This window comes from Caulobacter sp. SRI_008 (genome assembly GCF_057586355.1).
On sequence record NZ_JBYCZS010000001.1, the window covers coordinates 95,260 to 121,588 of the forward strand.

Sequence of the window (26,329 nt, forward strand, 5' to 3'; positions counted from 1 at the left end):
TTCCCGCCCTTGTGGCGGGAACCTCTCTGTCAGCCGCAGGTGAGAGTGAGGCGGCGTGCTGAGCACGCCGCTTGCGCCGCCCGTGCGGACGGAAGCAGGGTTTCCCGCCACAAGGGCGGGAATGACGGGAGTTCAGGGGACGGCTTGCTCAAGCCGGAACCACCTCCCCCTTCAGCTTCGCCGCCGCGGCCACGGCCGCCGCTACGCGCTCGTCCATGCCGTTGTCGTAGATCCGCCGCACCCGAGCCAGCACCTCCGGCGGGGCCAACTCGGGTCGCCCCGACTGGAACGGCGGATCCGGCGCGTACTCCACCGCCAGCTGGATGGCCTGGGCCACGCCCGGGCCGGCGATCTCGGCGACCAGGGTCAGGGCGAAGTCGACGCCCGCCGTCACCCCGCCGCCGGTGACGAAGCGGCCGTCGCGGGCCACGCGGCGCTCGTCGGGGATCGCGCCGAACAGGGCCAGCTGGTCGCGCCAGGCCCAATGGCAGGCCGCCCGCTTGCCCTCCAGCAGTCCCGCCGCCGCCAGCACCAGCGAACCGGTGCAGACGCTGGTGACGTAGCGCGCGCTCCAGGCCAGCCGCTTGACCTGATCGAGGAACGCCGCGTCGCCCATCGCCTGGGTCACGCCGAAACCGCCGGGAATGCAGAGGATGTCGCACGCCTCGATCTGGTCGAGCCGCGTCAGATGGGCGAAGATCAGGCCGTCGGCCTCGACCTCGCCGCCCTCCAGGCTGGCGACGGTGATCTTGGCGCCCGGCAGCCGCGCCAGGATCTGGTGCGGACCGGTGAAGTCGAGATGGGTCACGCCCGGGAACAGGGCGAAGACGATGCGGATCTGGTCGGTCATGGAGAGCCCTCCTCATTTGACGACCAAGGGTCTCCCAGGTAGCGTTCGGCGGAAATGACGGAGATCCCTCGATTTCCGCCAGGCATTACCGCCAGACAGGGTCAATCAATGCCTCGCGCCGTCGGCATGCTGGTCTATCCCGGCTTCCAGTTGCTGGACGCCGCCGGCCCGATCTCGGCCTTCGAGATCGCCGCCCGCTTCGATCCCGGCGCCTACGGCCTGTTCCTGGTCTCCCGCGACGGCGGCTGGACGGCCAGCAGTTCCGGCGCGGCCTTCGACACCCTGCCCTTCGACAAGGCGCCCGCCTTCGACACCCTGCTGGTCTCCGGCGGCGACGGGGTGAAGGCGCCGGCCACCTGCGAGACCACCCTCGCCTACGTCCGCGAAACCGCCCGCACCGCCCGGCGCACGGCCAGCGTCTGTTCGGGAACCTACGTCCTGGCCGCCGCCGGCCTGCTGGAAGGCAAGCGCGCCACCACCCACTGGAGCCGCACCAAGGACTTCCAGCGCCGCTTTCCCGGCGTGCGGCTGGAGGCCGACCGCATCTGGGTGCAGGACGGCCCGATCTGGAGCTCGGCCGGCATCACCGCCGGCATCGATCTCGCCCTGGCCATGATCGGCGCCGACCTCGGCGAAGCGATCGCCAAGCGCACGGCCCAGCAGCTGGTCGTCTATCACCGCCGTCCGGGCGGCCAGTCGCAGTTCTCGGCCCTGCTGGAGATGAAGGGCGGCCGGTTCGATCCGCTGCTGGCCTGGGCCCGCGAGAACCTGGCCCGCCCCCTCACCGTCGAGGAACTGGCCGAGCGCGCCGCCATGAGCCCGCGCAACTTCGCCCGCCTGTTCACCGCCGAGACCGGCGCCACGCCCGCCAAGGCCATCGAGCGCCTGCGCGTCGAAGCCGCCCGCGCCCTGCTCGACAGCGCGCCCCTGCAGGTCGAGGACATCGCGCTGGAATCCGGCTTCGGCGACTCCGAACGCATGCGCCGCGCCTTCATCCGCGTCTACGGCCAGCCGCCCCAGGCGCTGAGGCGCGCGGCGAAGGCGGGTTGATCCTTCACCCGTAAAATCCCCGCGAAAGCGGGGACCCAGGTGTTTTATCGTCGAGCGCCGCGCGTTTCAGAAAAAGCCTGGGTCCCCGCTTTCGCGGGGATTTTACGGGAGAGGGTTAGCCCCGCAGCGCCCTGACCTCGGCCCGCAGCTCGTCCAGGCACACCGCATTGGCCCGCGCCATCTCCGACAGCTCGGCCACCCGCAGGGCGTCGAGCTTGTCGTGCAGGCGCATGATCTCCAGTTCGGCCCGCAGATTGACGACATAGTCGTGCTCGGCCGCCTCGCGGTCCTTCGTGGCCTGGCGGTTCTGGCTCATCATGATGATCGGGGCCTGGATCGCCGCCAGGGTCGACAGCACCAGGTTCAGGAAGATGAAGGGATAGGGGTCGAAGGCCCTGTGGAACGGCATCAGCGCCAGGTTCAGGATCACCCAGGCCGCCAGGATCGCCGAGAAGCTGCCGATGAAGCCCCAGGAGCCGCCGATCGCCGCCACCTTGTCGGCCAGCCGCTCCCAGTAGGTGCCCTCCTTCTCGCGCAGGCTCGGCGCGACGGCGGTCGGGGCCTCGGCGGCGATCAGGTCGATGACGCTACGCTGGACTTCGGTGAGATCGCCATAGGACACGCCCAGCAGGGTGCGCGACAGGTGGTCCAGTTTTTCGGCGCTCATCGAGATCCCGTCCGCTTGGTGCAAGCGGCATCATCCGGCGCCCCGAGCGTCACGGCAACGCGGTTGACACCAACGCATCCGGAGCGCGAGGCTCCCATCCGTCGGCTGGCCGACCAACGGCCCGCCATCATCGTGGGAGTTCCAGATGGCCCATAAGTTCGTGATCAAGAAGAACAAGGCCGGCGAGTTCGTCGCCTACTTCGTCTACAACAGCGAGAACATCTTCTGGACCGAGGGTTATTCCTCGAAGGCCGGCGCCAAGAACGCCATCGAGTCGATCAAGAAGAACGGCCCGCCGGCCGAGACCGACGACCAGAGCGACGACTGATCCCCCTAAAACTCCAAGTCATCTTGACCCCTCCCCGTCGATCGCTGTCTGATCGGCGATAATCAACAACGACGGGGAGACGGCCATGGCGGCGCGCAAGGCGATCTTCATCACCGGGGCCGCCAGCGGCATCGGCCTGGCCAGCGCCCGGCGCTTCGCCCGCGAAGGCTGGCTGGTCGGCCTGTCCGACATCGACGAGGCGGGCCTGGCCCGCGCCCAGGCCGAGATCGGCGTCGACGACGCCTCGGTCCATCCCCTCGACGTGCGCGACCGCGAGGCCTGGACCCCGGCGCTCCAGGCCTTCACGAGCCGCTCGGGCGGACGGCTGGACGTGCTGTTCAACAACGCCGGCGTCGCCCGCTTCGGAGCCTTCGCCGAGATCGATCCCGAGGGCGACGACCTGATGCTGGCGGTCAACATCCGCGGCGTGATCAACGGCGCGCGGGCCGGCCTGCCCTTCCTGAAGGCGACGCCCGGCGGCGGGCGGCTGCTCAACATGGCTTCGTGCGCGGGGATCTATGGCGCGCCGGGCCTGGCGGTCTATTCGGCCACCAAGTTCGCGGTGCGGGGCCTCTCCGAAGCGCTGGACGCCGAGTTCGCGCCCCATGGCGTGGGCGTGGCCTGCGTGATGCCGTGGTTCGTCGAGACGCCGATCCTGCACAACTCCCAGCCCGGCAAGAACATCGACATGGGCGAGGAGCTGCGCAAAAGCGGCATGCCCGTCTACGGCGTCGACGAGGCGGCGCAGACGGTGTGGCAGGCGGCCCACGGCCGCGAGCTCTATTATCTGGTAGGAAAGCGGGCCAGGCAGATGCGGTTCATGGCCCGCCTGGCCCCCGGGTTCCTCAGGAACCGGCTCCGGTCGCAACCGCAACCGGCCTGACGTCGGACTTGTCGGAGCCGGTCTTGGTCGGGTGCATGGCCGGGGCCGAGGCCGGCTCGGGGCCGACCTTTTCCGGACCGCCCATGCCGCCCTCGACCGTCTTGGCGACGGAGAGCGCGCTGGCGACGTAGATCACCGGCTTGCCGTCGGCCGTGGGGGCCTGGGGCAGAGAGGTCAGGACGGGCGCGTCGGGCAGGTCGTCCACCGTCGAGGGACGCGGCTGGCCGGTGAAGGCCCCCGGCGCCCCGGCGCGGCCGCCGAAGCGGTAGAACACGTGCATGCCGACCTGGGCGACGCGCATCAGGCGCGGACCCCAGTTGGGGGCGACGCCCGTGGTGTGGAAGTGGGTGGCCGAGCCGACCTCGGACATCACCGTGCCGGCCAGGGCGCGCGAGGCGACCTTCTTGGCCCGGTTCCAGGCGCCGCGCTCGTGCGGGCTGCGCATCGAGCCGTCGCAGGCGAAGCTGAACTGGCAGCCGGTGCGGGCGTAGGCGCCCTGGAACACGACGCCGCAGATCGACTTGGGGAACGAAGGGTGGCGTACGCGGTTTAATACGACTTGAGCCACCGCGGCCTGGCCGCTGGGCGTCTCGCCCCGGGCTTCGTAATAGACCGCCTGGGCCAGGCACTCGAGTTCGCGCGAGCTTTCGAGGGCGCTGGTCAGGTGGAACGGCGCGGCGGCCGGGCTGAACGCGCCGCCGAGGCTGGCGCGCAGCAGAAGCGGTTGGTCGTCGGACTTTTCGCCGCCGCTCTGAAGGCGGGCGGCGAGCAGGGAAGCTTGGCGATCGCGTTGGGCGTCGCCGGCGACGGTATAGGGGTCATGGCGGCGGGCGATGGCGAGCGCCCCGGCGTCCATGCGAGACGCGGCCTGATGCAGCGCCGCTTCGGAATAACTTCCGGCGGCGCCGTCGGCCAGGCGCGTAACGCGAGCGTGCTGAGAGGCGGTCTGGGCCATGCCCCCCGCCAGATAAACGCCGCCCAAGGCCAGACCCGTGACGGACCCAACCAAAACGGCGCCGATCAGCCCGCGCGCGTCAGCGCACGTCTGCGACTTGATAAACAAAACTTGCGTCCTGCGCGACGAGGGCGCTCCGGCCCCCCGACAAAAACACTTCCAAGACACCCGGAAAAAGCACTATCGGGCCGGTCTGGAAGCGAGGTTCGACCGTTCGCAATAAGGTCGAGATCCTGCTTATGCCTCGCCTTATGACCGAACTATGACCGAGTCGCAAGCGCATGCTGCACTGCGGCATTGATTTTGCCCGGCTTTTCGGCTTCGCGCGCTATTAACACTTTGATTCACAGGAAAAACCTCGACGCGCGAGAAAACGCCGCAGCAGCGGGATTTTCGACGCGTTCGTTCCGCTCTGTCGGAACCCCGACCAAGCCTCACCGTTAACCCGTGCGGTAAATTCGCCGTTCGGAAAGCCCCATGACCCGTCTCACGCCGCACGTCCCGCGCCTGGCCGCGATCCTCGCCCTGGCCGCCCTCGCCTCGGCCTGCGGCCACAACATGGAACAGCGCGCGGCCACCGGCGCCATCGCCGGCGCGGTCGTCGCCGGCCCGGTGGGCGCGGTCGTGGGCGCAGGCGCCGGAGCGGTCGTGGACGCGGCCTCGAAGCCAGCGCCGAAGAAGCGGCGCTGACATCCGCCTGCTCCTCGCGGAAGCAGGCGCCCCCTTGCCGGCCAAGCCCCGCCCGCCGAGCTTCAGCGGGGAGCCCGCTTCACCATGGCGACGGTGAACTTGCGGTATTCGTCCCACGAGACCTTCTTGTCCTTGTTCTCGTCGTAGTCGGCGATCCAGAGATCCTTGCCGCCCGTCTCGGACATGGTCTGGCCGTTCTTGGTCTTGGTGACGCGCTTATCCGGCGCCTCGCTGTAGTCGATGAAGCCGTCGCCGTTCTTGTCGGTGCGCTGGAAGCTCTCCTTCAGGAACTTGTCCAGGGCCTCGGGAGACAGCGACTTGAGGTCGATGCGGCGCGGCGTGGCGGGCGTGGCGCCCTCGGGCTGGGCCAGCGCCGTCGTGAACGGGGCGAGCGTCAGGACGGCGGCCAGGATCGAAGCGACAGGTTTGGACATGGGCGAACTCCTGTGGGTTGGCGTCAGGTGCGGCCGGCGGGACGGCCGCCCAGAGTGCGGGTGAGACCGATGTAAAAGGTCGTGCCGGGATCGCTGCGGACCGTGCGGTCGCGCAGCACGTCGGAGGTGGTGCGAGAGGTCCACTTCTGTTGCAGAAGCGGATTTTGCAGGCTCGCGCTCAGCGCCCACCGCGGCGCGAGCTCGCGCCGGTAGGACAGGCTGCTGATGATGATCGGCCGCACCTCCTCCTCGCGCGTCAGCCGCTTGCCCTGCGAGGAGATGAACAGCGACAGCGAGCTTTTGCGGTCCAGGCGATAGGAGGCGTTGATCTTGTATTCGGCGACAAGGGCCGAGCGCTCGAACGCTCCAGCGAGGTTCGACGAGCGGATCTTCGCCTCGTAGATCGTCGTCGACAGGTTCAGCGACACCGACCGGATGGGCCGCAGCCCCAGCGAGGCCTCGAGGCCCAGCGACGTCATCGAACCCTGATTGTCCTTCGTGGTCAGCACGATGGTGTCGTCGATGATCTGGCTGACGTTGGCGATCAGGTCGCTGGTGCGGCGATAGAAGGCGCGCAGGGCGTAGTTGGTCTGGCCGCGGCCGTATTCGTACCCCGCCTCGAAGCCGTGGCTGATCTGCGGCTCCAGATCGCTGGCGCCGGAGGTCCAGTTCTGGGCGTCACGATAGACGATGAACGGGTTCAGATCCTGCGGCTTGGGGCGCTCGATGCGCTTGGCGTAGGAAAAGCGCCAGCGCGCGTCCGGCGAGACCACATAGGTGAAGTGCAGGCTGGGAAAGAGGTCGGCATAGTCGTCGGAGCGCGTGACCCCGGTGGTGGTCTGGCGCAGGTCGAGGTCGGTTCCCTCCGCGCGCAGGCCGGCCATCACCAGCCACTTGTCGCCCAGCGGCCGCTCGTAGGTGACGTAGCCGGCGCCGACGGTCTGGGTGTAGTCGAAGCGGTTCGAGAGCGCGGTGTTGAGCGTCGGCGCGCCGCTCGACGGGTCCAGCACGTAGAACCGCGTCTCCAGCTGGCCGTCCTCCCGCTGGATCGACCAGCCGGTCTTCAGTTCGCCCGCGCCGACGACCTGGGTGTAGTCGCCGGTGAAGCCCAGGATCTCGATCTCGTTGTCGCGGTAGTTGCGGTTGGACGACGGGAGGCGGCCGACGGGCAGGCTGTAGGTCGAGACATAGGCCTGCTCGTTGTCGTCCAGGCTGCGGCTGAAGGTCAGGTTGATCTTCAGGCCTTCGCCGGTCAGGTCGCCCTTCAGATCCCAGTAGAGGGCGGCCGAGAGGTCGCGCCGCGAGGTGTGGCTGCGCGAGACCCGGTCGTACCGGCTGGCCAGCACGTCGCCCGCGCCATAGACGCTGGTGTCGCCGTCGATCGCGAAATCGACCTGGCGGCGGGCCAGGGTGAATTCGCCGCCGAGCGTGCCGGTGTCGGAATAGCGGACGTCGGCGCCGCCGGTCACGGTGAAGCTCTCGATGTCGGCGCTGTTGCGGTTGCGGCTCGCCAGGCGCGTGGAGGCGCCCGTCAAGGCGTTGATGTTGTTCCGGTCCGAACTGCTGTCGGTGTCGTTGCCGCTGCGCTGGGCGTTGGCCGTCAGATTGTAGGTCACCGCGCCGGTGTTGTAGGAGCCGACCAGGGCGGTGTTGTAGCGACCTTCCTCGCCGAGGTTCAGGCGCACCGAACCGCCGCCGCCCAGCGGCGCGTCGCGACGCGTGACGATGTTGATGATGCCGCCGGAGCCGTCCGCGCCGAACTGCGCCGACGGATTGGTCATGACCTCGATCGAGCTGATCGCCGCGCCGCTCATGCTCTGCAGCGTCAGGGCCCGGTTCTCGCCCTTGACCATCGCGGTCTCGCGGCCGTTGATCAGCACCTTGACGTTGCTGTCGCCGCGCAGGGAGATCCCGCCCTCGGAATTGACCGATACGCCGGGGATCTTGTTCAGCGCGTCCGCCGCCGTGCCGTTCTGCGCGTCCTGGTCGTTTCTGACGTCATAGGTCTGCCGGTCGGCGCGATTGGCCGGCGGCTTGGCGGCCTCGACCACCAGACCGGAGACCGCGGGGGCGTCCGCCTGCGCCGGTTTGGTCGGCTTGGCCGGCGGGCTCGGCGCCTGGGCGTGAGCCGTCGTGACCAAAGCGATGTTGGCCGCGACTAGGCCGCAGGCCGAGACGCACAGCACGCGCGAACGTCCACGCAGCGACATGTAAAGCCCCCAACTTTTACGCGATTACTGTGACTTTAGATTGTGTTCCAATTAAAGCAAAACAAGACACGCCCCATGACGCCCCTATCCGGCAATGCGATCGCCATAGTCGCCCATCGTTACTTCGATAGATAAGTCTATGTACGCCCTCATGATTTCGCTTATGCGGGAGACGAACTCCGCCCACGAACCACGGAACACAAGATTACTCATCCTTTCGGACATCTCACCTTCGAACAGGATGATCACGGACGAGATCGCCAGAGGCGTCCCGCCGTCATCGCCGGTCTGAAGCATGGCGGCGAAGAGCTGGCGCGCCGTGCGGCCGTTTTCATCCGCGTAGGGATGGATCAGAAGGAACAGCGCGTAAGCATATATCGCCGTGAGCAGCCACGAGCGCTGGCGATTACGAGCGATGAAGGCGCTCAGGTCCTTCAGGCGCTCGGGGATCGCCCTGGCCGGCGCGCAGGCGATCCCGCCCTTGGGTCCCTTTTCCAGCACCCTGACCCGGCGCGTGCGCAGCCCGCCCAGCTCCGGCGCGAGGGCCTCCAGCCGGTGCAGGCCGGCGCGCAGGCGCGCCTGCTCGACCCGACGCCTGGAAAGCGGCGCGGCCCGGCTTTGCGCCTTCGCCCGCGAGTCCGGCATGGGCGCGGTTCGAAGGGGCGGCCTGGTCTCGACGGACGCCCGAGCCAGCCGCGCCTCGAGGTCGTCGGGCGCGTCCTGGCGCGAAAGGGCCTGGAGCCGTCCCGGCAGGTCGCCGAGATAGATCTCCAGATCCGGGTCCACGTCCAGCGTCGCGATCCGCGGATCGAAGCACCAGCCGTCCCGCTCGCGCACGAAGGCGCCGATGGGCGAGGAAAGCAGCATCAGACGATCGGCTTGCAGTCCTCGCACTCGGCCTTGTCTTCTTCCTTGCGGCCGTTCTTGGCCAGGAACTGCACCTTCGCCAGGTACTCCTCCCAGCTGACCTTCTGGTCCTTGTTCTTGTCGAAGCGGCCGATCCAGACCTGCGGGCCGGTGTCGGTGTTGACCACTTCGCCGTTCTTCTTCTTCGTGACGCGCGCCTTGGGCGCCTCGCTCTGCTCGATGAAGCCGTCCTTGTTGCGGTCGGTCATCACGAAGCTGGTCTTGGCGAACTCCAGGACCTGGGTCTCGTTCATCTTGGTGAGGTTCTTGCGGGTGTCCTTGGCCGACGGCTTGATGGCCACGCCCTTGTCCATGGTCGTGAGGGCCCACACCCCTCCCCCGCCCAGGCAGAGCAGAACGGCGCCAGCGGCGATGAGGTTACGCACAGCCTTGTTCATTGCCTTATCTCCCGGTGTTTACGCTCTGACCGCCGCGGCCGCGGCGGGCATGGGTTTGGCGAGCCGTTTCAGCCCCCCGGCCTCCAAGACCAGCACCCTGTCCATCAAGGTCAGGATGCCGGGGCGGTGTCCGACGTAGACGATGGTCGGAATGACCTCGCAAAGCGCCAGCATCGTCTTGGCCTCGGTGTCGGCGTCCAGGTGCGAGGTGCTTTCGTCCATCACCAGCAGCTTGGGACGCAGATAGATCGCGCGGGCCAGGGGCAGCCGCTGCAACTGGCCCGACGACAACGGCCCGCGCGGCGAAACCACCGTCTCCAGCTTGAGCGGCAGGCCCTGGACCACGGCGCGCAGGCCGATCTTGTCGAGCGCCTCCCAGGCCCGGGCCTCGTCGGCCTCGGCGGCGAAGTTGGTGACGTTCTCGAGGATCGAGCCCTTGAAGACGGCCATTTCCTGGAACAGGAACAGCGCCTCCTTCTCGCCGACCTCGGCGGCGCGCCCGACCCGGCCCTGGTCGGCCGGATAGAGCCCGGCGAGCATCTTCACCAGGGTGCTCTTGCCCGCGCCCGAGCGTCCGACGATCGCGATGCGCTCGCCCTTGCGCACCGCCAGGTCCAGGTTCTCGAAGATCGGACGCGCCCCGCGATTGCGCCGGAACGACACCCCCTCCAGGCTCAGGGCGACTTCCGGATCCTCTGGCGTGACGAACTGGCCGGAGGCGGTCCTCGCCGCCTCGTCCGAGACGGGGAACAGCGTGTCGAGCGCCAGGTTGTCGCGCTCGATCCGCGCCAATTCGGCCCGCGCCGCCGTCAGCCTGACCACGGCGTCGAATAGGACGTGGAACAGGGCCGCGACCGAGATCATCACCGGCCAGCCGTAAACGCCCCGCACCACGGCGAAGACGTTGAAGAACGAGAAGCCGAGATAGGCCGCCGCCCGGATCAGCTCGGCCAGTTGCTCGACACCCTCGCGCTTGATGGCGCCGTCCATCTGCAGAACCCGGAAATGGTCGTCCCGTCCCCTCCAGAGACTGAAGCGCTGCGCGCCCGTGCCGGAAGACCGCAGCGTGTCGGCGTGACGCAGATTCTCCTGCAGAACGGCCTGGGCCCAGCCCGTGACCGACTTGGCGTAGTTGGCGTCCATCTCCTGGCGACGCTGCAGGAACAGGCGCGTGGCGGCGGTGATGATCGCCGCGCCGATGGCGATCACCGCCAGGACGGGACTGAAATAGACCAGGGCCGACAGCACGACGGCGATCAGGAATAGCGAGACGGGCTGATCCATCCGCAGCCGCAGCACGCGGTCGACATTGGCCAGGCGCTTGGAGAGCACGCCGGCGACCTCGTCGCCCTCGGCGCCTTCGGCGACATGGAAGGGAATCTGCTCGAAGCGCTCGGTGATCCGGGCCCGTTCACGGCGGCCCGCGGCGTCGGCCGCGCGCGCCAGCATGCCGGCGATCATCTGCGCGCAGAGATAGCGGATGAACGCCACGCCGGCGAAGGCCACGACCACCAGCAGGGCGATGATCTCGATCGCGCTGGCGTTCAGGAAACGGAACAGCAGACCCGGAAAGGCCGCCAGCAACACCGTCAGCAGCGAAACGACGGCCGACAGCGCGAACGTGGGCAGCACCACCAGATCGGGAAGGCGCAGCCGCGGTAGCGTCGGAACCCACGACGTCCTGGCCGGCTTGTCCGGGAACACCAGGCAGTAGCCGGTGAAGGAGGCCGAGAACTGCTCGGCGTCGAGCCGCATGCGCCCGACCGCCGGATCGAAGATCACGTAGCGCTCGCCGATCTCCAGCAGGACGACGTAGTGGTTGAAGTTCCAGTGCAGCACGGCCGGCAGCGGCAGCTTGGCCAGTTCGTCCAGCTCGACGAAATGGGCCTGGCAGGTCATGCCCTCGGCCTCGGCCATCCGCTTGATGTCGAGCAGGGTGCTGCCCTCGGCCGAGATCAGCCGCTCGTAGCGGGCCCGGTTGAGGAAACCCGAAACGCCCCGCGCGGCCAGCACCGCGTTGAGGCAGGCCACGCCGCATTCGCCGGCGTTGAGCTGATTGACGTAGATCGCGTCGCGTCCCATGCTCCTATCCCGCCTCCGTTCCGGAAATCAGTCGCGCCAGGATGTTGGTCGGGGGCGCGCCCGTTTCGATGATCGCCGGCGCGAACGGCGCTTTCAGGCAGACGTCCTTCGGCGACAGGCGAACCATGTCGCCGTCCAGCTCCACGCTCGCCATGAAGAACTTGCGGCTCGACGGCCCGGGCGCCACCCGAACCACCTGCGCCTGGCTGATCAGCGGCTTGATCCCCGGATCGGCCTTGAAGGCCAGCACCACGCCGCAGGGCTGCTCGTTGCGCCCGAAGAAGAAGATGTCGATCGTGTTCTCGGGCCTGCCGATCGTCAAAGCGCGCGGATCGGCGGCGTCGACCGGCAGCACCACCTGGTTGGAGGTCGCGATGCCCGTGAGCAGAAACCCGACCAGGGCGGCGGTGACCCCCACGGCGACGGGAGCGCGCCAGTCGAACGACTGCAAGCGCGCCGTCCGATCCCATCTGCCACGCCGCCCCAGCAGGGCCGCTTCCCGATACTTCACCAAAGCTCAGCCCCCCAGCATCCGCTTCAAAGCGGTCAAATAGGCCGCGACCCGTTCCTTCTCGAGCGGCAGCCCCCGCGCGAGATCGATCGCGAGGACGTCATCGACGGAAGACGGACGTTCGGCGGTCGTCCGATCCAATAGCTGCCACTCAACCCAAGTGCGATCAATCTGACCGACAGCGGCGAAGTTGGCGAAGGTCGCCATCGGCTCCAGGCGGAAGGTCGGATCGTCCATCAGCGCCCAGCGCTTGGTCAGTTGCATGCAGCGATCGCTCCCGAAGAAAGCCCGCCACGAACCAAGCCCTCCGAGAAAGACGCCGCCGGTCTGGCCGCGCCGCGCCAGGACGGCGTCCAGCAGGTCCTGACGATCGGCCGGGACGACCACACGTGGCCCGCGCCCATCCGTCGGGAACCCCGCCGCGTCGGACAACCGAAGGAAATCGTCGGCGCCGATCCAGTCGCGTCCTTCGTGCAGGTCGAAGACATCCAGGCTGGCCGGAAGCAGGGCGCGCCTGAGTTCCGCCAGTTCAAGCCGGTCATCGACCGCGTCGGAGAGAAATACTCGTACAACATCGGAACTCAGGCTTTCCGGGCGAGGCTGCCGGTTCACGGCGCCCCGAAGGGCGCCGTGAACCTTTGCATCAGCCTCGATCAATAGACCAAAGCAAACCCAGCTATTAGCAGGGGCCGATGAAGTAGTAGCATTCGGTGTAGCACCAGAATTCATAGTACGAGCTACCATCTTCGAACTCGATGTAGTATTCTTCGCAGTAAGTCCAGCAGTCTTCATAGTAGCAGGTGCTGGTATCGTAACCGCCGCTGACTTCCGAAAGCAGCGCATCGCTCAGCAAGGACATTAGAACAACCCCCTAGTTGAGTTCACTGGGACAACCCCAGCTTGCTTTCGGTAGCGCAACAACCGTCGGTATGACAAGTGCTAGTTGTATGTTTATATGCCTCAACCTCATAAGAAAGCGGATTTTGCGGAAATTCTGGCCGCCGCTCACGACGACGCATTGACCCCAAAAGGCGACTTCAAGCGCAGCGACGCATCGTCGGGAACGTGATCGAGCGTGCGGCCACACCGACAAAACTTCCCGAAAAACAATCGGATAGATTGTATTTTCATGCCGCACGGCGAAGGCGATCACGACCGGCGTCCGACCGCGGTGGACCCGCCGTCAGGCGCCTCGGACGCAATGACGGGTTGAGCGATTTTTTCGCACCCCTGCCTCGCCGCGAGCCTCCGGCAGGCGCCACGGCGACCGGGCGGCTCTCCATGAACGGGGACGGATCTGGGTCCGACAGGAGCCTTGAGTCGATCGCCTCATCCCCCGCAAGCGGGGAGAAGGATCAGGAGAGGGTCACGAACAGCTCGTTCTCGATCACCCACTGCCCGGCGATCTTGCGCCAGGTGGCCAGATACGTTCCGCTCTGGGTCGCGCCCTCGCCTTTCCAGTTCCCGACCCAGCGCCCGCGCTCGGCCGCCCGCGCGCCATCGGCGTCGAGCTCGATCAGTTCGCTGGTGCGCACATAGGAGACGAAGTCGCGGTCGGCGAACTGGCCGGCGAAGGCCTCGATGATCTGGTCTCGGCCCAGCAGCAGCGAGCCGTCGCCGGCGATCAGCTTGGCGTCGGGCAGGAAGAACGGGACCAGCCGGCCCGCGTCCTTGCCCGCGATCAGGCGGTTGGTGAGCTTGCGGCGGGCGGCGACGGCGTCCTGCGGCGAGGTCATGAACTTGCGGGTCCCCTAGTGCTGCACGGCGATATAGGCTGCGCCGTCGCTCCTCCGCAAACCCGGACCCCGATGCCGCCCCTCGACGATATCGCCCCCCGCGCTTCCGCCCCGCCCGTCCTGGTCACCGCGCGGCTGACCCTGAGCCCGCCGCAGCTGTCCGACTTCGACGACAGCGTCGCCATGTGGTCCGATCCGGAGGTCTATCGCTATGTCGGCGGCCGGGCCTCGACGCGCGAGGAAAGCTGGGCCCGACTGCTGCGCGCCCGGGGGCTGTGGGCCCTGCTCGGCTACGGCTACTGGGCGGTGCGCGAGACCGCCACCGGCCGCTATGTCGGCGAGGTCGGTTTCGCCGACTTCCATCGCGACATCACCCCGTCCTTCGAAGACGTGCCGGAAATGGGCTGGGTGCTGGCCAGCCGCATGCACGGCCAGGGCTTCGGAACCGAGGCCGTGAACGCCGGCCTGGCCTGGGGCGAAACCCGCTGGGGCGCGGGTCCCGTCGTCTGCATCATCCACCCCGACAACGCCGCCTCCCTGGCCCTGGCGGCCAAGACCGGCTTCGTCGAACAGGCCCGCACCACTTACAAGGAAAGCCCGACGGTGCTGCTGCGACGGGGGTGAGGCTTCCTCTACCCGTAAAATCCCCGCGAAAGCGGGGACCCAGGTGTTTTATCGTCGAGCGCCGTGGGTGGCAGAAAAAGCCTGGGTCCCCGCTTTCGCGGGGATTTTACGGATGGGAGAGGCTTACGCCGCCTGAAGCTGCTGCTTCACCCGCTCCGCCAGGGTCTTGATGTCGATCGGCTTGGGCAGGAAGGTCACACCCGTCTCGCCTTCCAGCAGGTCGCTGAACTCGGCCTCGGCGTAGCCCGAGATGAACATCACCGGCGCGTTGCCCAGATAGCCGCGCGCCTTCTTGAGCAAGGTCGGGCCGTCGATGCCGGGCATGATCACGTCGCTGATCAGCAGGTCGATCTTGCCGGCGTTCTCCTCGGCGATGACCAGGGCTTCCTCGCCGTCGCTGGCCTCCAGCACCTCGTAGCCTCTGGCGCGAAGAAGCCGGGCGGCGACGCCGCGCACGGCGTCCTCGTCCTCGACGAACAGGATGCGGCCGGCGCCCGACAGGTCGCGGGCGGCGCGAGGCTTGGGCGGCTCGGCGGCTACGACGGCCGCGGCGGCGGCCTGGGCCGGGGTCGGCTCGTGCACCGGCAGGAAGATACGGAAGGCCGCGCCCTCGCCCGGACGGCTGTGGACGTGGATCCAGCCGTCGCTCTGCTTGACGATGCCGTAGACGGTGGCCAGGCCCAGGCCCGTGCCCTCGCCCACCGGCTTGGTGGTGAAGAACGGGTCGAAGATCTTGCCCATCACCTCGGGCGGGATGCCGGGGCCGTCGTCGCTGACCTCGATGAAGGCCTGGTCGCCCTCGGCGCCGGGGAAACCGAGACTACGCGCCTCGTCCTCGTTGAGGCGCGCGGTGCGGATGCGCACGACGCCGCCGCCCTTGGCCGCGCGCACGGCGTCGCGGGCGTTGACGGCCAGGTTCATGACCGCCGTCTCGAGCTGGCTCTTGTCGGCCCGCACCTGCGGCAGGTCGCGGCCGTAGTCGGTGATCAGCTTGACGTCTTCGCGCAGCAGGCGGCGCAGCAGGACCTCGAACTCCGAGATCAGCTCGCCCAGCTCAAGCACCTCGCGCTGGACGGTCTGCTTGCGCGAGAAGGCCAGCAGCTTGCGCACCAGGTCGGCGGCCCGCACGCCGGTCTGGCGGATCTCGTTGAGACCCTCGTACGAGGGGTCGCCCACCGGGTGACGGTGCAGCAGCTCGTCCAGGCGCAGTTGGATGGCGGTCAGCAGGTTGTTGAAGTCGTGCGCCACGCCCCCGGCCAGCTGGCCGATGGCCTGCATCTTCTGGGCCTGGGCCAGTTGCAGCTCGATCTGCTTCTGCTCCGACACGTCGATCAGATAGGCCACCAGCCGCCCTTCGGCGCGGTAGAGATAGAGGTGGGCGATGCGCGAGGGATCGCGGGCCAGCCGCACCTCGAAGGGCCCAGCCTTGCCCTCGGCCAGGCGGGTCTCGGCCTCGGTGCGCGACGGCGGGTCGATCAGCTCGCCCAGGGTCATGCCCGCGCGCACAGCGCCAGTCATGGCCGAGAGGGCCGGATTGGCCTCGAGCACTTGAGAGTTGAAGGGGTCCAGCCCCTCCAGCAGGGCGGCGCCGAACGGCGAGGCGCCGGAGAAGGCGTCCAGAGCGCGCGGCGGCGGCGCGGCCTGGGGAATGGGAACGGCGACGGGCGGCAGCGGAGCGGCCACCGGTTCAGCCGCGACGGGCAGGCGCACCAGCAGACGGCCGCCGGCCACGCGGGCCGCCACGGCCGGGCGCTCCTGGCCGGCCAGCACGACCAGGGCCTCGGCGGTCTCGCCCTTGCGGGCCCGGGTCAGGGCCGAGAACAGGGCGGCGTCCTTGGGCAGGCGGCGAGCCTCGCCCATGGTGTCGCGCCAGGCCTGGTTGGCCACCAGGATGCGGCCGTCGGCGACGGTCAGGGCCGCAGGCTCGCCAAGCGCCTCGATGAAGCTGTCGGCCACGTCCAGGCCGTTGTCGTGCGCGGCCGAGGCGCGGATCGCCACCAGCCCCAGGATCGCCACGCCGGCGACGCCGGCCAGCAGCAGCAGGCCGGCCAGGGTGGCGGGTCCGGCGCTCAGGGCCGGGGCCGTGGCGAAGCCAGCGGCCAGGACGAAGAAGATCGCCGCGCCCCAGATCAGGGGGTCGGCGCGGCGGCGGGCCGCCGTCATGTCTTTCGCGGGCGTCTCGGCCATGCCGACCGAAATCCTTCTGCAACTTGGCGGGGATGAAGGCCCCGACGATTCGTCCGGTAAGGATACTCCTTACGCGGCGCAAGAGCGCGTTCAGAAAGCAGGTCTCTGATTCTACGGCGAAAATGTGATGTCCCGATGATTCCGGACAAGCACCCGGAGGGTCAGGCGAGCCGTCAGTCGGCCCAGGCGCGCCGCTTGGCCTTCTTGTTGCTCATCACGAAGCCGATGACCTTGGCGACGGCTTCGAAGTGCTCGGCCGGGATCTGCTGGTCGATCTCGACGGCGGCGTAGAGGGCGCGGGCCAGGGGCGGATCCTCCAGCACGTGCACGCCGGACTCCTCGGCCAGGGCGCGGATCTTCAAAGCGAGCTCGTCGACGCCCTTGGCCACGCAGATCGGGGCCGGGGTCTCGCCCTGCTCGTACTTCAGCGCCACGGCGTAGTGGGTCGGGTTCATGACGACGACGGTGGCCTTGGGCACGGCCTGCATCATCCGCTGGCGCGAGCGCTGCATCTGGATCTGGCGGCGCTTGGCCTTGATGTGCGGGTCGCCGTCCGACTGCTTGTGCTCTTCCTTCACCTCGTGAAGGGTCATGCGCATGCGCTTGTTGAAGCGCATCCGCTGCCAGAACCAGTCGAAGCCGGCGGTGACCAGCAGGAAGATCAGCACCGACCAGAACAGCTTCTTGCAGAGGTCGATGGCCAGCGGGAGCATGGCCGCCGGATCCATGCCGACCAGGCCGATCACCTCCTTGGCGTCGGGCTTGAGCACGAACCAGGCGATGATCCCGGTGACGATGAACTTCACGGCCGACTTGGCGAACTGCATCAGGCCGTCCGGCCCGAAGATCCGGCCCAGGCCCTTCAGCGGGTTCAGCTTGGCGAAGTCCGGCTTCATCTTCTCGGCCGAGAACAGGAAGCCCGACTGGGCGATGTTGGCCGCAGCCCCCATGAAGCCCGAGACCAGCATCACCAGGATCAGCGGCGGCAGCGCCGCCATCACCACCTTCTTGGCGATCAGATTGGCGCCGCCCTCGACGTCCATCTGGCCGGCGTGGGCGATGAACGGCACCAGGGCCGAAACCAGGTCGCGCGCCAGCCAGCCGCCGGCGATGACCACGACGCCGAACGCGCCGGCCAGCGAGGCCAGCTGCGAGAAGTCGGGACTTTTGGGAACGTCGCCTTTCTTCCGGGCGTCCGAAAGTTTCTTCTGTGTCGGTTCTTCTGTTTTCGAGGCGTCGTCTGTGTCGTCGGCCACGGCGCCCTCCTAACTGAAGACGTTGAGCAGATCGCGGTAGCGATCGCTCCACACCATGGCGATGCCGCCCAACGAAAGGGCGAGCAACGAAAGACCCAGGATCACGCTGAGCGGCGAAGTGACGAAGAAGATCTGGAACTGCGGCATGACCCGCCCGACCAGACCCGTCGCCAGGTTGAAGACGATCGAGAACACGATCACCGGGGCGGCCAGCTGCACGCCCAGGGTGAAGCTCTGGGCCACGGTGCGCACCGCCAGGGCGGCGGCGTCGTTGACCGGCACGCTCTTGGTGAACGGGAAGAGGTCGTAGGACCGCGCCATCGCGGCGATGAACAGGTGATGCAGGTCGGTGGCCATGATCAGGGTCAGGCTCAGCATCGACAGGAAGGTGGCCACCGCCGTGCTCGACTGCACGCCCATAGGGTTGGTGGTCTGGGCGAACGACAGCGTGGTCTGCATCGAGATGATCTCGCCCGCCGTGGTCATGGCGCTCATGAACATCTTCAGCACCGCGCCGATCATCAGGCCGATCAGGATCTCGTGGATCAGCTGGCCGGCGAGACCGCCCACCGTGGTCGGCAGCGGACCGACGCCCTTGGCGACCGTCGGGGTGATGACCAGGGCGATCAGCAGGGCCAGGGCCAGGCGGATGCGCGGCGACACGGCCGTCTCGCCGATGCCCGGCATCAGCATCAGCATGGCCCCGATCCGGGCGAAGACCAGACCGGCGACATAGACCTGAGCGGTCGTCGCGAAGCTGTCCACGCCCCGCCCTTCCCTACATCGCCGCGATGCGGGCGGCGATCTGGCGCATGAAGCCCGACATCAGGGCTCCCATCAGCGGCAGGCACAGCAGCAGCGCGATGAAGATGGCGACGATCTTGGGCGCGTAGACCAGGGTCTGTTCCTGGATCTGGGTCAGGGCCTGGAAAAGGCCGATGGCCACCCCGACCACCAGGCCGACGATCAGCACCGGCGCGCAAAGCTGCAAAGTCAGCCAGATCGCGTCGCGACCCACGTCGAGGACTTCGGCTCCGGTCATGAACGGGCTTTCTGCGGGCGCTCTGGACGGTTTTGGTACGGCCCGCACCATGGGGTCGACATGGTTAACAGGGAGTTAGGGACTGTTAACACGACGCCCTTTCCGGTCGTAAGCCGGGCGCGGCGCTTGGTCGCTGCAAGGTTGCCCGCGGACCTGCGACATCCCGCCACACGGGTTTACCTAGCGGCGCCGCCCGATAGTTGCTGGCGAAACTATCCGATCGCGTACAGAATGCATCCATCAGTTGGGGAACTGTCATGCAATCGGAAATCAAGCTGCACTGGTGGCAGCGCCACCCGTTCGCCGGCCTGGCCATAGGCTGGGCCATCATCGCCTTCATCGGCGCCGACGTGCTGGGATTCGTGCTCGCGCGTTAGGACGACAGCGCTTTCCGACATTCCAAACACCGTAAAATCCCCGCGAAAGCGGGGACCCAGGTGTTTTATCGTCGAGCGCTGCGCGTTTCAGAAAAAGCCTGGGCCCCCGCTTTCGCGGGGGTTTTACGGAAAAGGGGGAACGCCGCCGGCGCTCCCCTTAAACCCTAGATCAGCAATCGTGACCCGCGCCCAGCGGCCGGCAGCGGCCGTCGATGGGCGTCGGAACCGGCACGCCGGTCACCGCCGCGATGGTCGGGGCGATGTCGACCGTCTCGATCGGCAGGATGCGTTCGCGGGCCTGCGCGCTCTTCCACCAGAACAGGATCGGCACGCGACGGTCGTAGTCCCAGGGCGTGCCGTGGGTGGCGACATAGGTCGCCGCCGCCGTGGCCGGCACCAGGTTCGGCTTGAAGGCCACCAGGATGTCGCCCGAGCGGCCCGGCCAGGCGCTACGGCGCAGGCGCTCCTTGACGCTGATCGTGTCGGGCGGCGTGCCCTTGGCGACCGGCGGGGTGGTCAGCAGGTCGTTGATCTCATAGGCCTCGGCCACCTCGGGGCGGCCGCGCACCAGGGCCAGGGCCGCCGAGGCGACGCGGGCGCGCTCCGTGGCCGGCAGCACCTTCTTGTCGGCGCCGACGATCACCAGGGTGTCGATGCCGCCCGGCGCGATCACCGGATCGTAGTCCAGCGCCAGATCGGTGCGCAGCTGGGCGTTCAGGCCCTTCAGCCAGGCCGAGGTGGCGATGCGGCTGACGTCATAGCCCTCGTCGTGCAGGCGCTCGGGGAAGTCCGAACCGCCGTGATCGGCGCTCAGCACCACCAGCACCTCGCCCTTGGCCTTCTCGATGCGCTTCAGGAACGTGTCCAGGCGCGCGTCCAGGCGGCTGAGGTGATCGCACATCTCCGGACCGCGCGTGCCGTAGCGGTGGCCGATGAAGTCGGTGGCCGACAGGCTGACGGTCAGCACATCGACCTGCGGGCCGTCGCCCAGGCCGAACTCGTCGCGCAGGGCGGCGGCGGCCTCCAGGGTCACGGCGTCGGTATAGGGGCTGGCGGCCAGGTCGCGCAGGGTCTCGGCCTCGTTGGTCGGCAGCGGGCGGGGCAGCTTGGCGTCCCAGGTGCGGTCGCCCGTGGTCCAGGTCTTTTCGAGCGCGGCGCAAGCCTTGTTCTCGTAGGTCCAGACGAAGGGCTTCTTCTTCTGCTCGGCGGCCAGGCGCGCGTTTAGCGCGGCCACGGGCGCAAGCTTGGTCGCCGCGTCCTCGCCGGGACGCACGAAGGTGTTGAAGCCGTAGCCGGCCTGGTACCAGAACGCGCCGTCGGCCTTGTGGCCGGCCATGGTGATCGCGCCGCGATCCTTGCCCGAGACGCCGTAGACGCGGCTCCTGGGCGACACCGCCTTCAGCCAGTCGCCATAGGTGCCGACCATCAGGTTCTTGTCGCTGACCGGGTCCTGGTCGGACGGCGCGGCCAGGGTCACCGAGGTGTCGAGCAGGCAGTACGACTTCTTGCCGGTCTCGGGGTCGTACCAGTTGTTGCCGACGATGCCGGTGCGGTTGGGATAGGCGCCGGTGAGCAGGCTGGAGTGGCCCGGGCAGGTCTCGGTCATGCCGTGCGACTGATAGCCGTTGGGATAGACCACGCCCTCGCGGCCCAGCTTGCCCAGGCCGCCCTTCCACTGGCCGCGCCACTGCTCGAACAGATTGGCGCTGAACTGGTCGATGGAGATCACCACCACCAGCTTGGGATTGGGCTTCACCTGGTCTGCCGCCTGAGCGGGCACGGAAGCGAATAGGGCGACGCCGGCCAGCGCCGAAAGCGCCGCCGTGTGGGTAAGCTTGCTCATGGCGTGCAACCTGCCCCATTCACAAAAGCGTCGCAAACGAAGCTTGGGCGGACGGTGTTCAGGGAATGTCGTCGCTCAATTCGCGCGCGACATCGGCCGGCGAGCGCTTGTCGCTGTCGCGATCGACGGCGTAATTGGCCTGCCGCATGGCCTGCACCGACAGGCTGCCCGACAGTTGCGCCGCCAGCGCCTTCAAGCGCGGATCATCCGCCCGCTTGGGCGACACCAGAAGCACCGCGTCATAGGGTGGCAACGCGCCCTTCGGATCTTCCAGCACTACCAGGTCGTCGGCGGCGATGCGCCCGTCGCTGGAGAAGGCCGAGATCACGTCAGCCTCGCCCGAGGCCAGGGCGCGGTACATGAAGGTCGGCTGGAACTGCCGCCGCGCCTTGAACCTCAGGCCATAGGCCTTTTCGACCGCCTTCCATTCCGGCCGCGAGAAGAACTCCAGGTCGCCGCCCATGACCAGATCCGGCGCTTTGGCGGCCAGGTCGACCAGGCTCTTCACGCCGAGCTTTTCGGCCTGCTGGCGCTTCATGGCGAAGGCGTAGGCGTTCTCGAAGCCCAAAGGCGCGGCCAGCACGACGCCGTCGCGGCGCTTCAGCTCGGTGCGCAGGGCGTCCAGCACCGCCTGGCGGCCGGGATTGTCGGTGCGATGCAGGACGTTGGCCCACAGGGTGCCGGTATAGTCGACATAGGCGTCGATCTCGCCGGCGGCCAGGGCGCGATAGGCCACGGCCGAGCCCAGATTGATCCGCCGCTCGACCCGCGCGCCCTGCCCTTCCAGCCGGCTCGCGATCAGCTCGGCCAGCACATATTGCTCGGAGAAGTTCTTGGCCCCGACCACATAGGCCTGCGGGCGCGGCGTCAGGGTCGGCGCGGCGATCGGCGCCAGCGCCGCGACGAGACCCAGACCGAGCGCCGCCAGCGCCCCGCCCCACAGCATGGGCCGGCGCTGCTCGATCCCGCGCCCGACCAGGCCCAGCAGCTGGTCGACCACCAGGGCCAGCGCCGCCGAGGCCGCGCAGCCGACCAGCACCATGTCCCAGGCCTCGGTCTGCAGCCCCGAGAAGATGTAGTCGCCCAGCGAGGTCTGGCCGACGGGCGTGGCCAGGGTCGCCCCGCCGATGGTCCAAACCGCCGCCGTCCGCACGCCCGCCAGGATCACCGGCGCGGCCAGCGGCAGCTCGACCCGCAGCAGGCTCTGGCGCGGCGTCATGCCCACGCCCCTGGCCGCTTCCGTCACCGCCGGATCGACGCCCGACAGGCCCGCCGCCGTGTTCCGCAGGATCGGCAGCATGGCGTAGAGCGCCAGGGCCAGCCACGCCGGCAGGAAGCCGAGGGCCGGAAAGCCGAAGCCAAACGTCGCCTTGGCCAGGTTCGAGGCCAGCAGCAACAGCGGATAGAACAGCGCCAGCAGGGCCAGGCTCGGCACGGTCTGCACCAGGCTCGCCGCGCCCAGCGTGATCCAGCGCAGCCCCGGCCGCTTGGCCGCGGCGAAACCCAGCGGCAGGGCGACGGCGAGGCCCAGCAAAAGGGCGGCCGCCGACAGCGCCGCGTGCCAAGCCAGGCGCTGGGGCAAAAGCGCGAGCAGCTCAGCCATCCAGCAGCGCCCTCACCCGCTCGGCCTGGCGGCGCGGGGCGGCCATCAGGGCCTCGACGCGCGGATCGGCGTGGCCGGCCATCAGGTCGCGCGGCGCGGCGTCGGCGATGATCCGCCCGTGCTCCAGCACCACCACACGGTCGGCCAGCAGCAGGGCCTCGGCCACGTCGTGGGTGACCATCACCGTGGTCAGCCCCAGGGTCTCATGCAGCCGCCGCACGTCGTCGCCCAGGGCGGTGCGGGTGATCGGATCCAGCGCCCCGAACGGCTCGTCCATCAGCAGGATCGACGGCCGCCCGGCCAGCGCCCGGGCCACGCCCACCCTTTGCCTCTGTCCGCCCGAAAGCGCTGAGGGCCTACGTCCGGCGAGCGCGCGCGGCAGGTCCACCAGGTCGAGCAGCGCGTCCACCCGCGCGGCGATCTCGGCCTTCGGCCAGCCCAGCAGATCCGGAACCACGCCGATGTTCTCGGCGACGCTCATGTGCGGGAAGAGGCCGATCTCCTGGAAGACGTAGCCGATCCGCCGCCGCAGGGCCGATCCGTCCAGCGCGCCGACCGCCTGGCCGTCCACCCGCACCACGCCCGTCGTCGGCGTCGCCAGGGCGTTGATGGTCTTGAGCAGGGTGGTCTTGCCCGCCCCCGATCCGCCGACCAGGGCCACGAACTGCCCCCTGGCGATCGACAGGTCCACGGCCTCCAGCGCCACGGCGTCGCCGTGCGTCTTGCCGACTTTCTCGAGAACGATGGCGGGGACTGGAGCGGAGCTCATGCCCCCTCACCTTCCGCGCTAGCGGCCGCTGCGACAAGCCGTCCCGCTTGCACCAAGCCAAATCAGACGCGTTAATACGGGTTAACGGGGGGCTGATCAGGAGCAGAACAATGGCCACGGCCCTATCCATGCGCGGTTTCAAGGCCCGCAAGCGCCGCAAGACTGTCCAGCGCCGCCTGCGCGTCGCCGTCGCCCTGATGCTGCTGGCCAACCTCGCCGTCTGGGCCGGCGTCGTCGCCGCCCTGCGCGGGATCGACGTGGCGGCGCTGCTGCCGCCGCTATAGATCCCTCTCGCCTGATCCCTCTCCCCTTGCGGGAGAGGGTGGCACCCGCGAAGGCGGGGGTCGGGTGAGGGGTCGCACGAACAAAAACGCCGCGACGGCCGATCGGCCAGTCGCGGCGTTTTGCGTCTGAGAAACCCCTCATCCGTCGGCTTGCGCCGACACCTTCTCCCGCAAGGGGAGAAGGGGCCTTAAATCGACATCCGCATGATCTCTTGATAGGCCGAGATCACCTGGTCGCGGATCGAGATCACGGTCTCCAGGCTGGCTTCGGCCGATGAGATGGCGGTGACGACGTCGATCATCTCGGCCTTGCCGGCGGCCTGCTGGGCGATCTTGTGCTCGGCCTGGCGCGACGACTGGACCGTGTCGGTCATGGCCGACTTCAGCATGTCGCCGAAGTCCATCTTCTTGGGTTCGCTGGAGCTCTTGCCCAGCGACAGCGGCGTCGAGCCGGTGGCGGCGTAGGCCTTGGAAGCGGCGAGCGCGGTGATCATCGCCTAGCCCCCTACTTCTTCAGGATGTCGAGCGTGCGCGACTGCATGCTGCGCGCGGTCTCGATCACGTTGAGGTTGGCCTCGTAGGCGCGCTGCGCCTCCTTCATGTCCAGCGCCTCGACCAGGGTGTCGACGTTGGGCAGCTTGACGTAGCCCTTGGCGTCGGCGGCCGGGTTGCCGGGGTCGTACTCGGTCTTGAAGGCGCTCTCGTCGCCATCGACGCGGATCATGTTGACGCCCTCGGCGCCCTCGACCTTGGTTGGGCGGAACACCGGCACCTGGCGGCGGTAGGGGTCGCCGCCGGCCGTGCGGGCCGTCGAATTGGCGTTGGCGATGTTCTCGGCGATGATGCGCATGCGGCCCTGCTGGGCCTTCAGCGCGCTGGCCGCCACGGCCATCGCCGCCGTCGATTGCGATCGAATTTCAGCCATCTAGCGCGTCCTCAACCGTTGGGCTTGCGCGAGGCGGTGCGGAGCATCGCCAGCGAGCGCTGATAGAAGGAAACCGCCGCGTCGTAGTTCATGCGCGCATCGGTCATCTTGAGCATCTGGTCCTCGAGGCTCACGGAGTTGCCGTCGAGGGTGGTCTCGCTGTCGGCGCCCGTCGGCGAGCGCCACGGGGTGGCCGTGGTGGCCGGCGCCATGTGGCCGCTGCTGGTCGCCAGCATCTTCACCGGGCCGACCGGCGCCGCGCCGCCGCCGCGATAGGACGAGCCTGTCGCCTGGGCGTCGAGCGAGGCCTGGAAGGTGTAGGCCTTCAGGTCCCGCGGCTGGTAGCCGGGGGTGTCGGCGTTGGCCACGTTCTGGGCGACGACCTTCTGCCGCTCGTTCAGATAGCCGAGCCGGCTCTTGAGCATCGCGAAGAGGGGAATGTCGTCGGGACCCATGCGGATCATGGTGAAGAAACAGGGTTAATTCGGCATTAATACCCGTAGGGCACACCAGGGATGCGGCGCCTCGCCGCGCCCTTTCTCTTCTTGGAATCCTGTCCGCGCGCCATGGACGTCTTTCTGCTCATCCGCGCCGTCGCCGCGCTGGCCGTCACGCTGGGCCTCATCGGCCTGGCCGCCGTGGCCCTGCGCCGATTCGGCCCCGACACCCTGAACCGCCTGGTTTCCAAGCGCCGCGAGCGCCGCCTGCAGGTGGTCGAGACCCTGGTGCTCGATCCCGCCCGGCGCCTGGTGCTGTGCCGCATGGACGGCGAGGAGCGCCTGGTGCTGCTGGGCGACGGCCGCCTGCTGGACTGGACGCCCGCCGGCGCCCCCGCGCCCTCTCCCGCCCTTTCTTCTACGCCTTCCGCCGAGACCCCCGCCCAGCCGGAGCCCGTGGCCTGATGAGCCTGCTCAAGTCCCTCACCGGCGCCCCCCCGCAGGACCTGCGCCGCGCCGCGGCCATCGCCGTGCTGGCCGCCCTCGCCACCACGCTCGGCCCGTCCTTGGCCATGGCCCAGTCGGCGGTCAACGTGAACCTGGGCACCGGCGCTGGCCTCACCGAGCGCGTCGTCCAGCTGGTCGGCCTGCTGACCGTGCTGTCGCTGGCCCCGTCGATCGTCATCATGACGACCTCGTTCGTCCGCATCGTCGTGGTGCTGGGCCTGCTGCGCACGGCGATCGGCGTGCAGCAGAGCCCGCCCAACCCGGTGATCATCAGCCTGGCCCTGTTCCTGACCGCCATCGTCATGGGCCCGACCTTCGAGCAGTCCTACGACGCCGGCGTCAAACCCCTGCTCGACAAGCAGATGGAGCTGCCGCAGGCCTTCGAGGCCGCCGGCGGTCCGGTGAAGACCTTCATGCTGCGCCAGGTCGACGAGGACGATCTGGCCCTGTTCATCCGGCTCTCCAAGATCGAGAAGCCCAAGGTCGCCCAGGACACCCCGCTGAAGGTGGTCACCCCGGCCTTCATGATCTCGGAACTGAAGCGCGCCTTCGAGATCGGCTTCCTGCTGTTCATCCCGTTCCTGGTCATCGACCTGGTGGTCGCCAGCGTGCTGATGAGCATGGGCATGATGATGCTGCCGCCCGCCACGGTCAGCCTGCCGTTCAAGCTGATCTTCTTCGTGCTAGTGGATGGCTGGCGACTCGTCTGCGGCAGCCTGGTGGAAAGCTTCCAGCGCGGCGCCGGCGGCGGCTGACGCTATACTCTTCAAAGACA

At 68.3% G+C, this 26,329-nt stretch carries 29 protein-coding genes; 8 read left to right on the forward strand and 21 right to left on the reverse strand.

Annotated elements, in window-relative coordinates:
- Window positions 1-148: 148 nt before the first annotated feature.
- Complete coding sequence (locus AC2YHT_RS00475; protein WP_487287660.1) at window positions 149-850, reverse strand: DJ-1/PfpI family protein; 702 nt, start codon at window positions 848-850, stop codon at window positions 149-151.
- 108 nt (window positions 851-958) lie between these two features.
- On the opposite strand from AC2YHT_RS00475, the gene AC2YHT_RS00480 reads away from it, so the two are divergent.
- On the forward strand, window positions 959-1,900 hold the full coding sequence (locus AC2YHT_RS00480; RefSeq protein ID WP_487287661.1) for a GlxA family transcriptional regulator: 942 nt from the start codon (window positions 959-961) through the stop codon (window positions 1,898-1,900).
- 115 nt (window positions 1,901-2,015) lie between these two features.
- On the opposite strand, the gene AC2YHT_RS00485 is transcribed toward AC2YHT_RS00480, so the two are convergent.
- A complete protein-coding gene (locus AC2YHT_RS00485; RefSeq protein ID WP_487287662.1) occupies window positions 2,016-2,567 on the reverse strand; it encodes a DUF1003 domain-containing protein in 552 nt (183 codons plus the stop codon).
- 145 nt (window positions 2,568-2,712) lie between these two features.
- Between AC2YHT_RS00485 and AC2YHT_RS00490 the strand changes: the two genes are divergently transcribed.
- Together AC2YHT_RS00490 and AC2YHT_RS00495 are read left to right on the forward strand one after the other, a co-directional pair.
- The gene (locus tag AC2YHT_RS00490) at window positions 2,713-2,895 is read left to right on the forward strand and encodes a YegP family protein (protein WP_110120140.1); all 183 of its coding nucleotides are present in this window, start codon (window positions 2,713-2,715) and stop codon (window positions 2,893-2,895) included.
- An 85-nt stretch (window positions 2,896-2,980) separates the two neighbouring features.
- Window positions 2,981-3,778: an SDR family oxidoreductase gene (locus AC2YHT_RS00495; protein WP_487287663.1), complete on the forward strand. Its 798-nt coding sequence runs from the start codon at window positions 2,981-2,983 to the stop codon at window positions 3,776-3,778.
- On the opposite strand, the gene AC2YHT_RS00500 is transcribed toward AC2YHT_RS00495, so the two are convergent.
- Window positions 3,741-4,733, reverse strand: a complete 993-nt coding sequence (locus AC2YHT_RS00500; RefSeq protein WP_487287664.1) for a cell wall hydrolase — start codon at window positions 4,731-4,733, stop codon at window positions 3,741-3,743. The two genes, AC2YHT_RS00495 and AC2YHT_RS00500, sit on opposite strands and share 38 nt — an antisense overlap.
- A gap of 477 nt (window positions 4,734-5,210) precedes the next feature.
- On the opposite strand from AC2YHT_RS00500, the gene AC2YHT_RS00505 reads away from it, so the two are divergent.
- Window positions 5,211-5,423 carry a hypothetical protein gene (locus tag AC2YHT_RS00505; protein ID WP_487287665.1) on the forward strand — a complete coding sequence of 71 codons (213 nt, stop codon included), beginning with the start codon at window positions 5,211-5,213 and terminating at the stop codon, window positions 5,421-5,423.
- 62 nt (window positions 5,424-5,485) lie between these two features.
- Here AC2YHT_RS00505 and AC2YHT_RS00510 read toward each other — a convergent pair whose 3' ends face one another.
- From AC2YHT_RS00510 to AC2YHT_RS00545, 8 genes are all read right to left on the reverse strand, one after another.
- Window positions 5,486-5,857: an EF-hand domain-containing protein gene (locus tag AC2YHT_RS00510; RefSeq protein ID WP_487287666.1), complete on the reverse strand. Its 372-nt coding sequence runs from the start codon at window positions 5,855-5,857 to the stop codon at window positions 5,486-5,488.
- Between the two features lie 23 nt (window positions 5,858-5,880).
- Window positions 5,881-8,067, reverse strand: coding sequence for a TonB-dependent receptor domain-containing protein (locus AC2YHT_RS00515; protein WP_487287667.1), 2,187 nt, complete (start codon window positions 8,065-8,067; stop codon window positions 5,881-5,883).
- An 84-nt stretch (window positions 8,068-8,151) separates the two neighbouring features.
- Window positions 8,152-8,934 (reverse strand): Fic family protein, encoded by a 783-nt coding sequence (locus AC2YHT_RS00520; RefSeq protein ID WP_487287668.1) that lies wholly within the window; start codon window positions 8,932-8,934, stop codon window positions 8,152-8,154.
- Window positions 8,934-9,371 (reverse strand): EF-hand domain-containing protein, encoded by a 438-nt coding sequence (locus AC2YHT_RS00525; RefSeq protein ID WP_110120864.1) that lies wholly within the window; start codon window positions 9,369-9,371, stop codon window positions 8,934-8,936. Before AC2YHT_RS00525 ends, AC2YHT_RS00520 begins: the two co-directional genes overlap by 1 nt.
- A gap of 18 nt (window positions 9,372-9,389) precedes the next feature.
- Entirely contained in the window at window positions 9,390-11,453 is a 2,064-nt protein-coding gene (locus tag AC2YHT_RS00530; protein WP_487287669.1) for a cysteine peptidase family C39 domain-containing protein, read from the reverse strand.
- Window positions 11,454-11,457: 4 nt separating this feature from the next.
- Window positions 11,458-11,904 (reverse strand): hypothetical protein, encoded by a 447-nt coding sequence (locus tag AC2YHT_RS00535; protein WP_487287670.1) that lies wholly within the window; start codon window positions 11,902-11,904, stop codon window positions 11,458-11,460.
- A gap of 66 nt (window positions 11,905-11,970) precedes the next feature.
- A complete protein-coding gene (locus AC2YHT_RS00540; protein ID WP_487287671.1) occupies window positions 11,971-12,576 on the reverse strand; it encodes a hypothetical protein in 606 nt (201 codons plus the stop codon).
- 743 nt (window positions 12,577-13,319) lie between these two features.
- On the reverse strand, window positions 13,320-13,700 hold the full coding sequence (locus AC2YHT_RS00545; RefSeq protein ID WP_487287672.1) for a YybH family protein: 381 nt from the start codon (window positions 13,698-13,700) through the stop codon (window positions 13,320-13,322).
- Window positions 13,701-13,772: 72 nt separating this feature from the next.
- Between AC2YHT_RS00545 and AC2YHT_RS00550 the strand changes: the two genes are divergently transcribed.
- A complete protein-coding gene (locus tag AC2YHT_RS00550) occupies window positions 13,773-14,324 on the forward strand; it encodes a GNAT family N-acetyltransferase (RefSeq protein WP_487287673.1) in 552 nt (183 codons plus the stop codon).
- Between the two features lie 123 nt (window positions 14,325-14,447).
- Here the strand turns inward: AC2YHT_RS00550 and cckA are convergent, their stop codons facing one another.
- From cckA to AC2YHT_RS00585, 7 genes are all read right to left on the reverse strand, one after another.
- Complete coding sequence (gene cckA / locus AC2YHT_RS00555; protein ID WP_487287674.1) at window positions 14,448-16,511, reverse strand: cell cycle histidine kinase CckA; 2,064 nt, start codon at window positions 16,509-16,511, stop codon at window positions 14,448-14,450.
- Between the two features lie 173 nt (window positions 16,512-16,684).
- A complete protein-coding gene (gene flhB, locus AC2YHT_RS00560) occupies window positions 16,685-17,767 on the reverse strand; it encodes a flagellar biosynthesis protein FlhB (protein ID WP_110120871.1) in 1,083 nt (360 codons plus the stop codon).
- Window positions 17,768-17,776: 9 nt separating this feature from the next.
- The gene (gene fliR, locus AC2YHT_RS00565; protein ID WP_110120872.1) at window positions 17,777-18,532 is read right to left on the reverse strand and encodes a flagellar biosynthetic protein FliR; all 756 of its coding nucleotides are present in this window, start codon (window positions 18,530-18,532) and stop codon (window positions 17,777-17,779) included.
- Window positions 18,533-18,545: 13 nt separating this feature from the next.
- Window positions 18,546-18,809 (reverse strand): flagellar biosynthesis protein FliQ, encoded by a 264-nt coding sequence (fliQ, locus tag AC2YHT_RS00570; protein ID WP_110120873.1) that lies wholly within the window; start codon window positions 18,807-18,809, stop codon window positions 18,546-18,548.
- Between the two features lie 546 nt (window positions 18,810-19,355).
- The gene (locus AC2YHT_RS00575; RefSeq protein WP_487287675.1) at window positions 19,356-21,029 is read right to left on the reverse strand and encodes an alkaline phosphatase family protein; all 1,674 of its coding nucleotides are present in this window, start codon (window positions 21,027-21,029) and stop codon (window positions 19,356-19,358) included.
- 58 nt (window positions 21,030-21,087) lie between these two features.
- Window positions 21,088-22,632, reverse strand: a complete 1,545-nt coding sequence (locus tag AC2YHT_RS00580) for a glycine betaine ABC transporter substrate-binding protein (protein WP_487287676.1) — start codon at window positions 22,630-22,632, stop codon at window positions 21,088-21,090.
- Window positions 22,625-23,401 carry an ATP-binding cassette domain-containing protein gene (locus tag AC2YHT_RS00585; protein WP_487287677.1) on the reverse strand — a complete coding sequence of 259 codons (777 nt, stop codon included), beginning with the start codon at window positions 23,399-23,401 and terminating at the stop codon, window positions 22,625-22,627. Before AC2YHT_RS00585 ends, AC2YHT_RS00580 begins: the two co-directional genes overlap by 8 nt.
- A 110-nt stretch (window positions 23,402-23,511) precedes the next feature.
- Here AC2YHT_RS00585 and AC2YHT_RS00590 point away from each other — a divergent pair, with 110 nt between their 5' ends.
- Window positions 23,512-23,685, forward strand: a complete 174-nt coding sequence (locus tag AC2YHT_RS00590) for a hypothetical protein (protein WP_487287678.1) — start codon at window positions 23,512-23,514, stop codon at window positions 23,683-23,685.
- A gap of 188 nt (window positions 23,686-23,873) precedes the next feature.
- On the opposite strand, the gene fliE is transcribed toward AC2YHT_RS00590, so the two are convergent.
- The 3 genes from fliE to flgB are packed head-to-tail and all read right to left on the reverse strand — an operon-like array spanning window position 23,874 to window position 25,065.
- Window positions 23,874-24,179, reverse strand: coding sequence for a flagellar hook-basal body complex protein FliE (fliE, locus tag AC2YHT_RS00595; protein WP_110120875.1), 306 nt, complete (start codon window positions 24,177-24,179; stop codon window positions 23,874-23,876).
- 11 nt (window positions 24,180-24,190) lie between these two features.
- The gene (flgC, locus tag AC2YHT_RS00600) at window positions 24,191-24,610 is read right to left on the reverse strand and encodes a flagellar basal body rod protein FlgC (RefSeq protein WP_110120876.1); all 420 of its coding nucleotides are present in this window, start codon (window positions 24,608-24,610) and stop codon (window positions 24,191-24,193) included.
- An 11-nt stretch (window positions 24,611-24,621) separates the two neighbouring features.
- Window positions 24,622-25,065: a flagellar basal body rod protein FlgB gene (gene flgB, locus AC2YHT_RS00605; RefSeq protein ID WP_110120883.1), complete on the reverse strand. Its 444-nt coding sequence runs from the start codon at window positions 25,063-25,065 to the stop codon at window positions 24,622-24,624.
- A gap of 111 nt (window positions 25,066-25,176) precedes the next feature.
- Between flgB and AC2YHT_RS00610 the strand changes: the two genes are divergently transcribed.
- Window positions 25,177-25,512, forward strand: coding sequence for a flagellar biosynthetic protein FliO (locus AC2YHT_RS00610; RefSeq protein ID WP_487287679.1), 336 nt, complete (start codon window positions 25,177-25,179; stop codon window positions 25,510-25,512).
- Window positions 25,512-26,309, forward strand: coding sequence for a flagellar type III secretion system pore protein FliP (fliP, locus tag AC2YHT_RS00615; protein WP_487287680.1), 798 nt, complete (start codon window positions 25,512-25,514; stop codon window positions 26,307-26,309). The genes AC2YHT_RS00610 and fliP overlap by 1 nt, the downstream gene beginning before the upstream one ends.
- Window positions 26,310-26,329 lie beyond the last annotated feature (20 nt).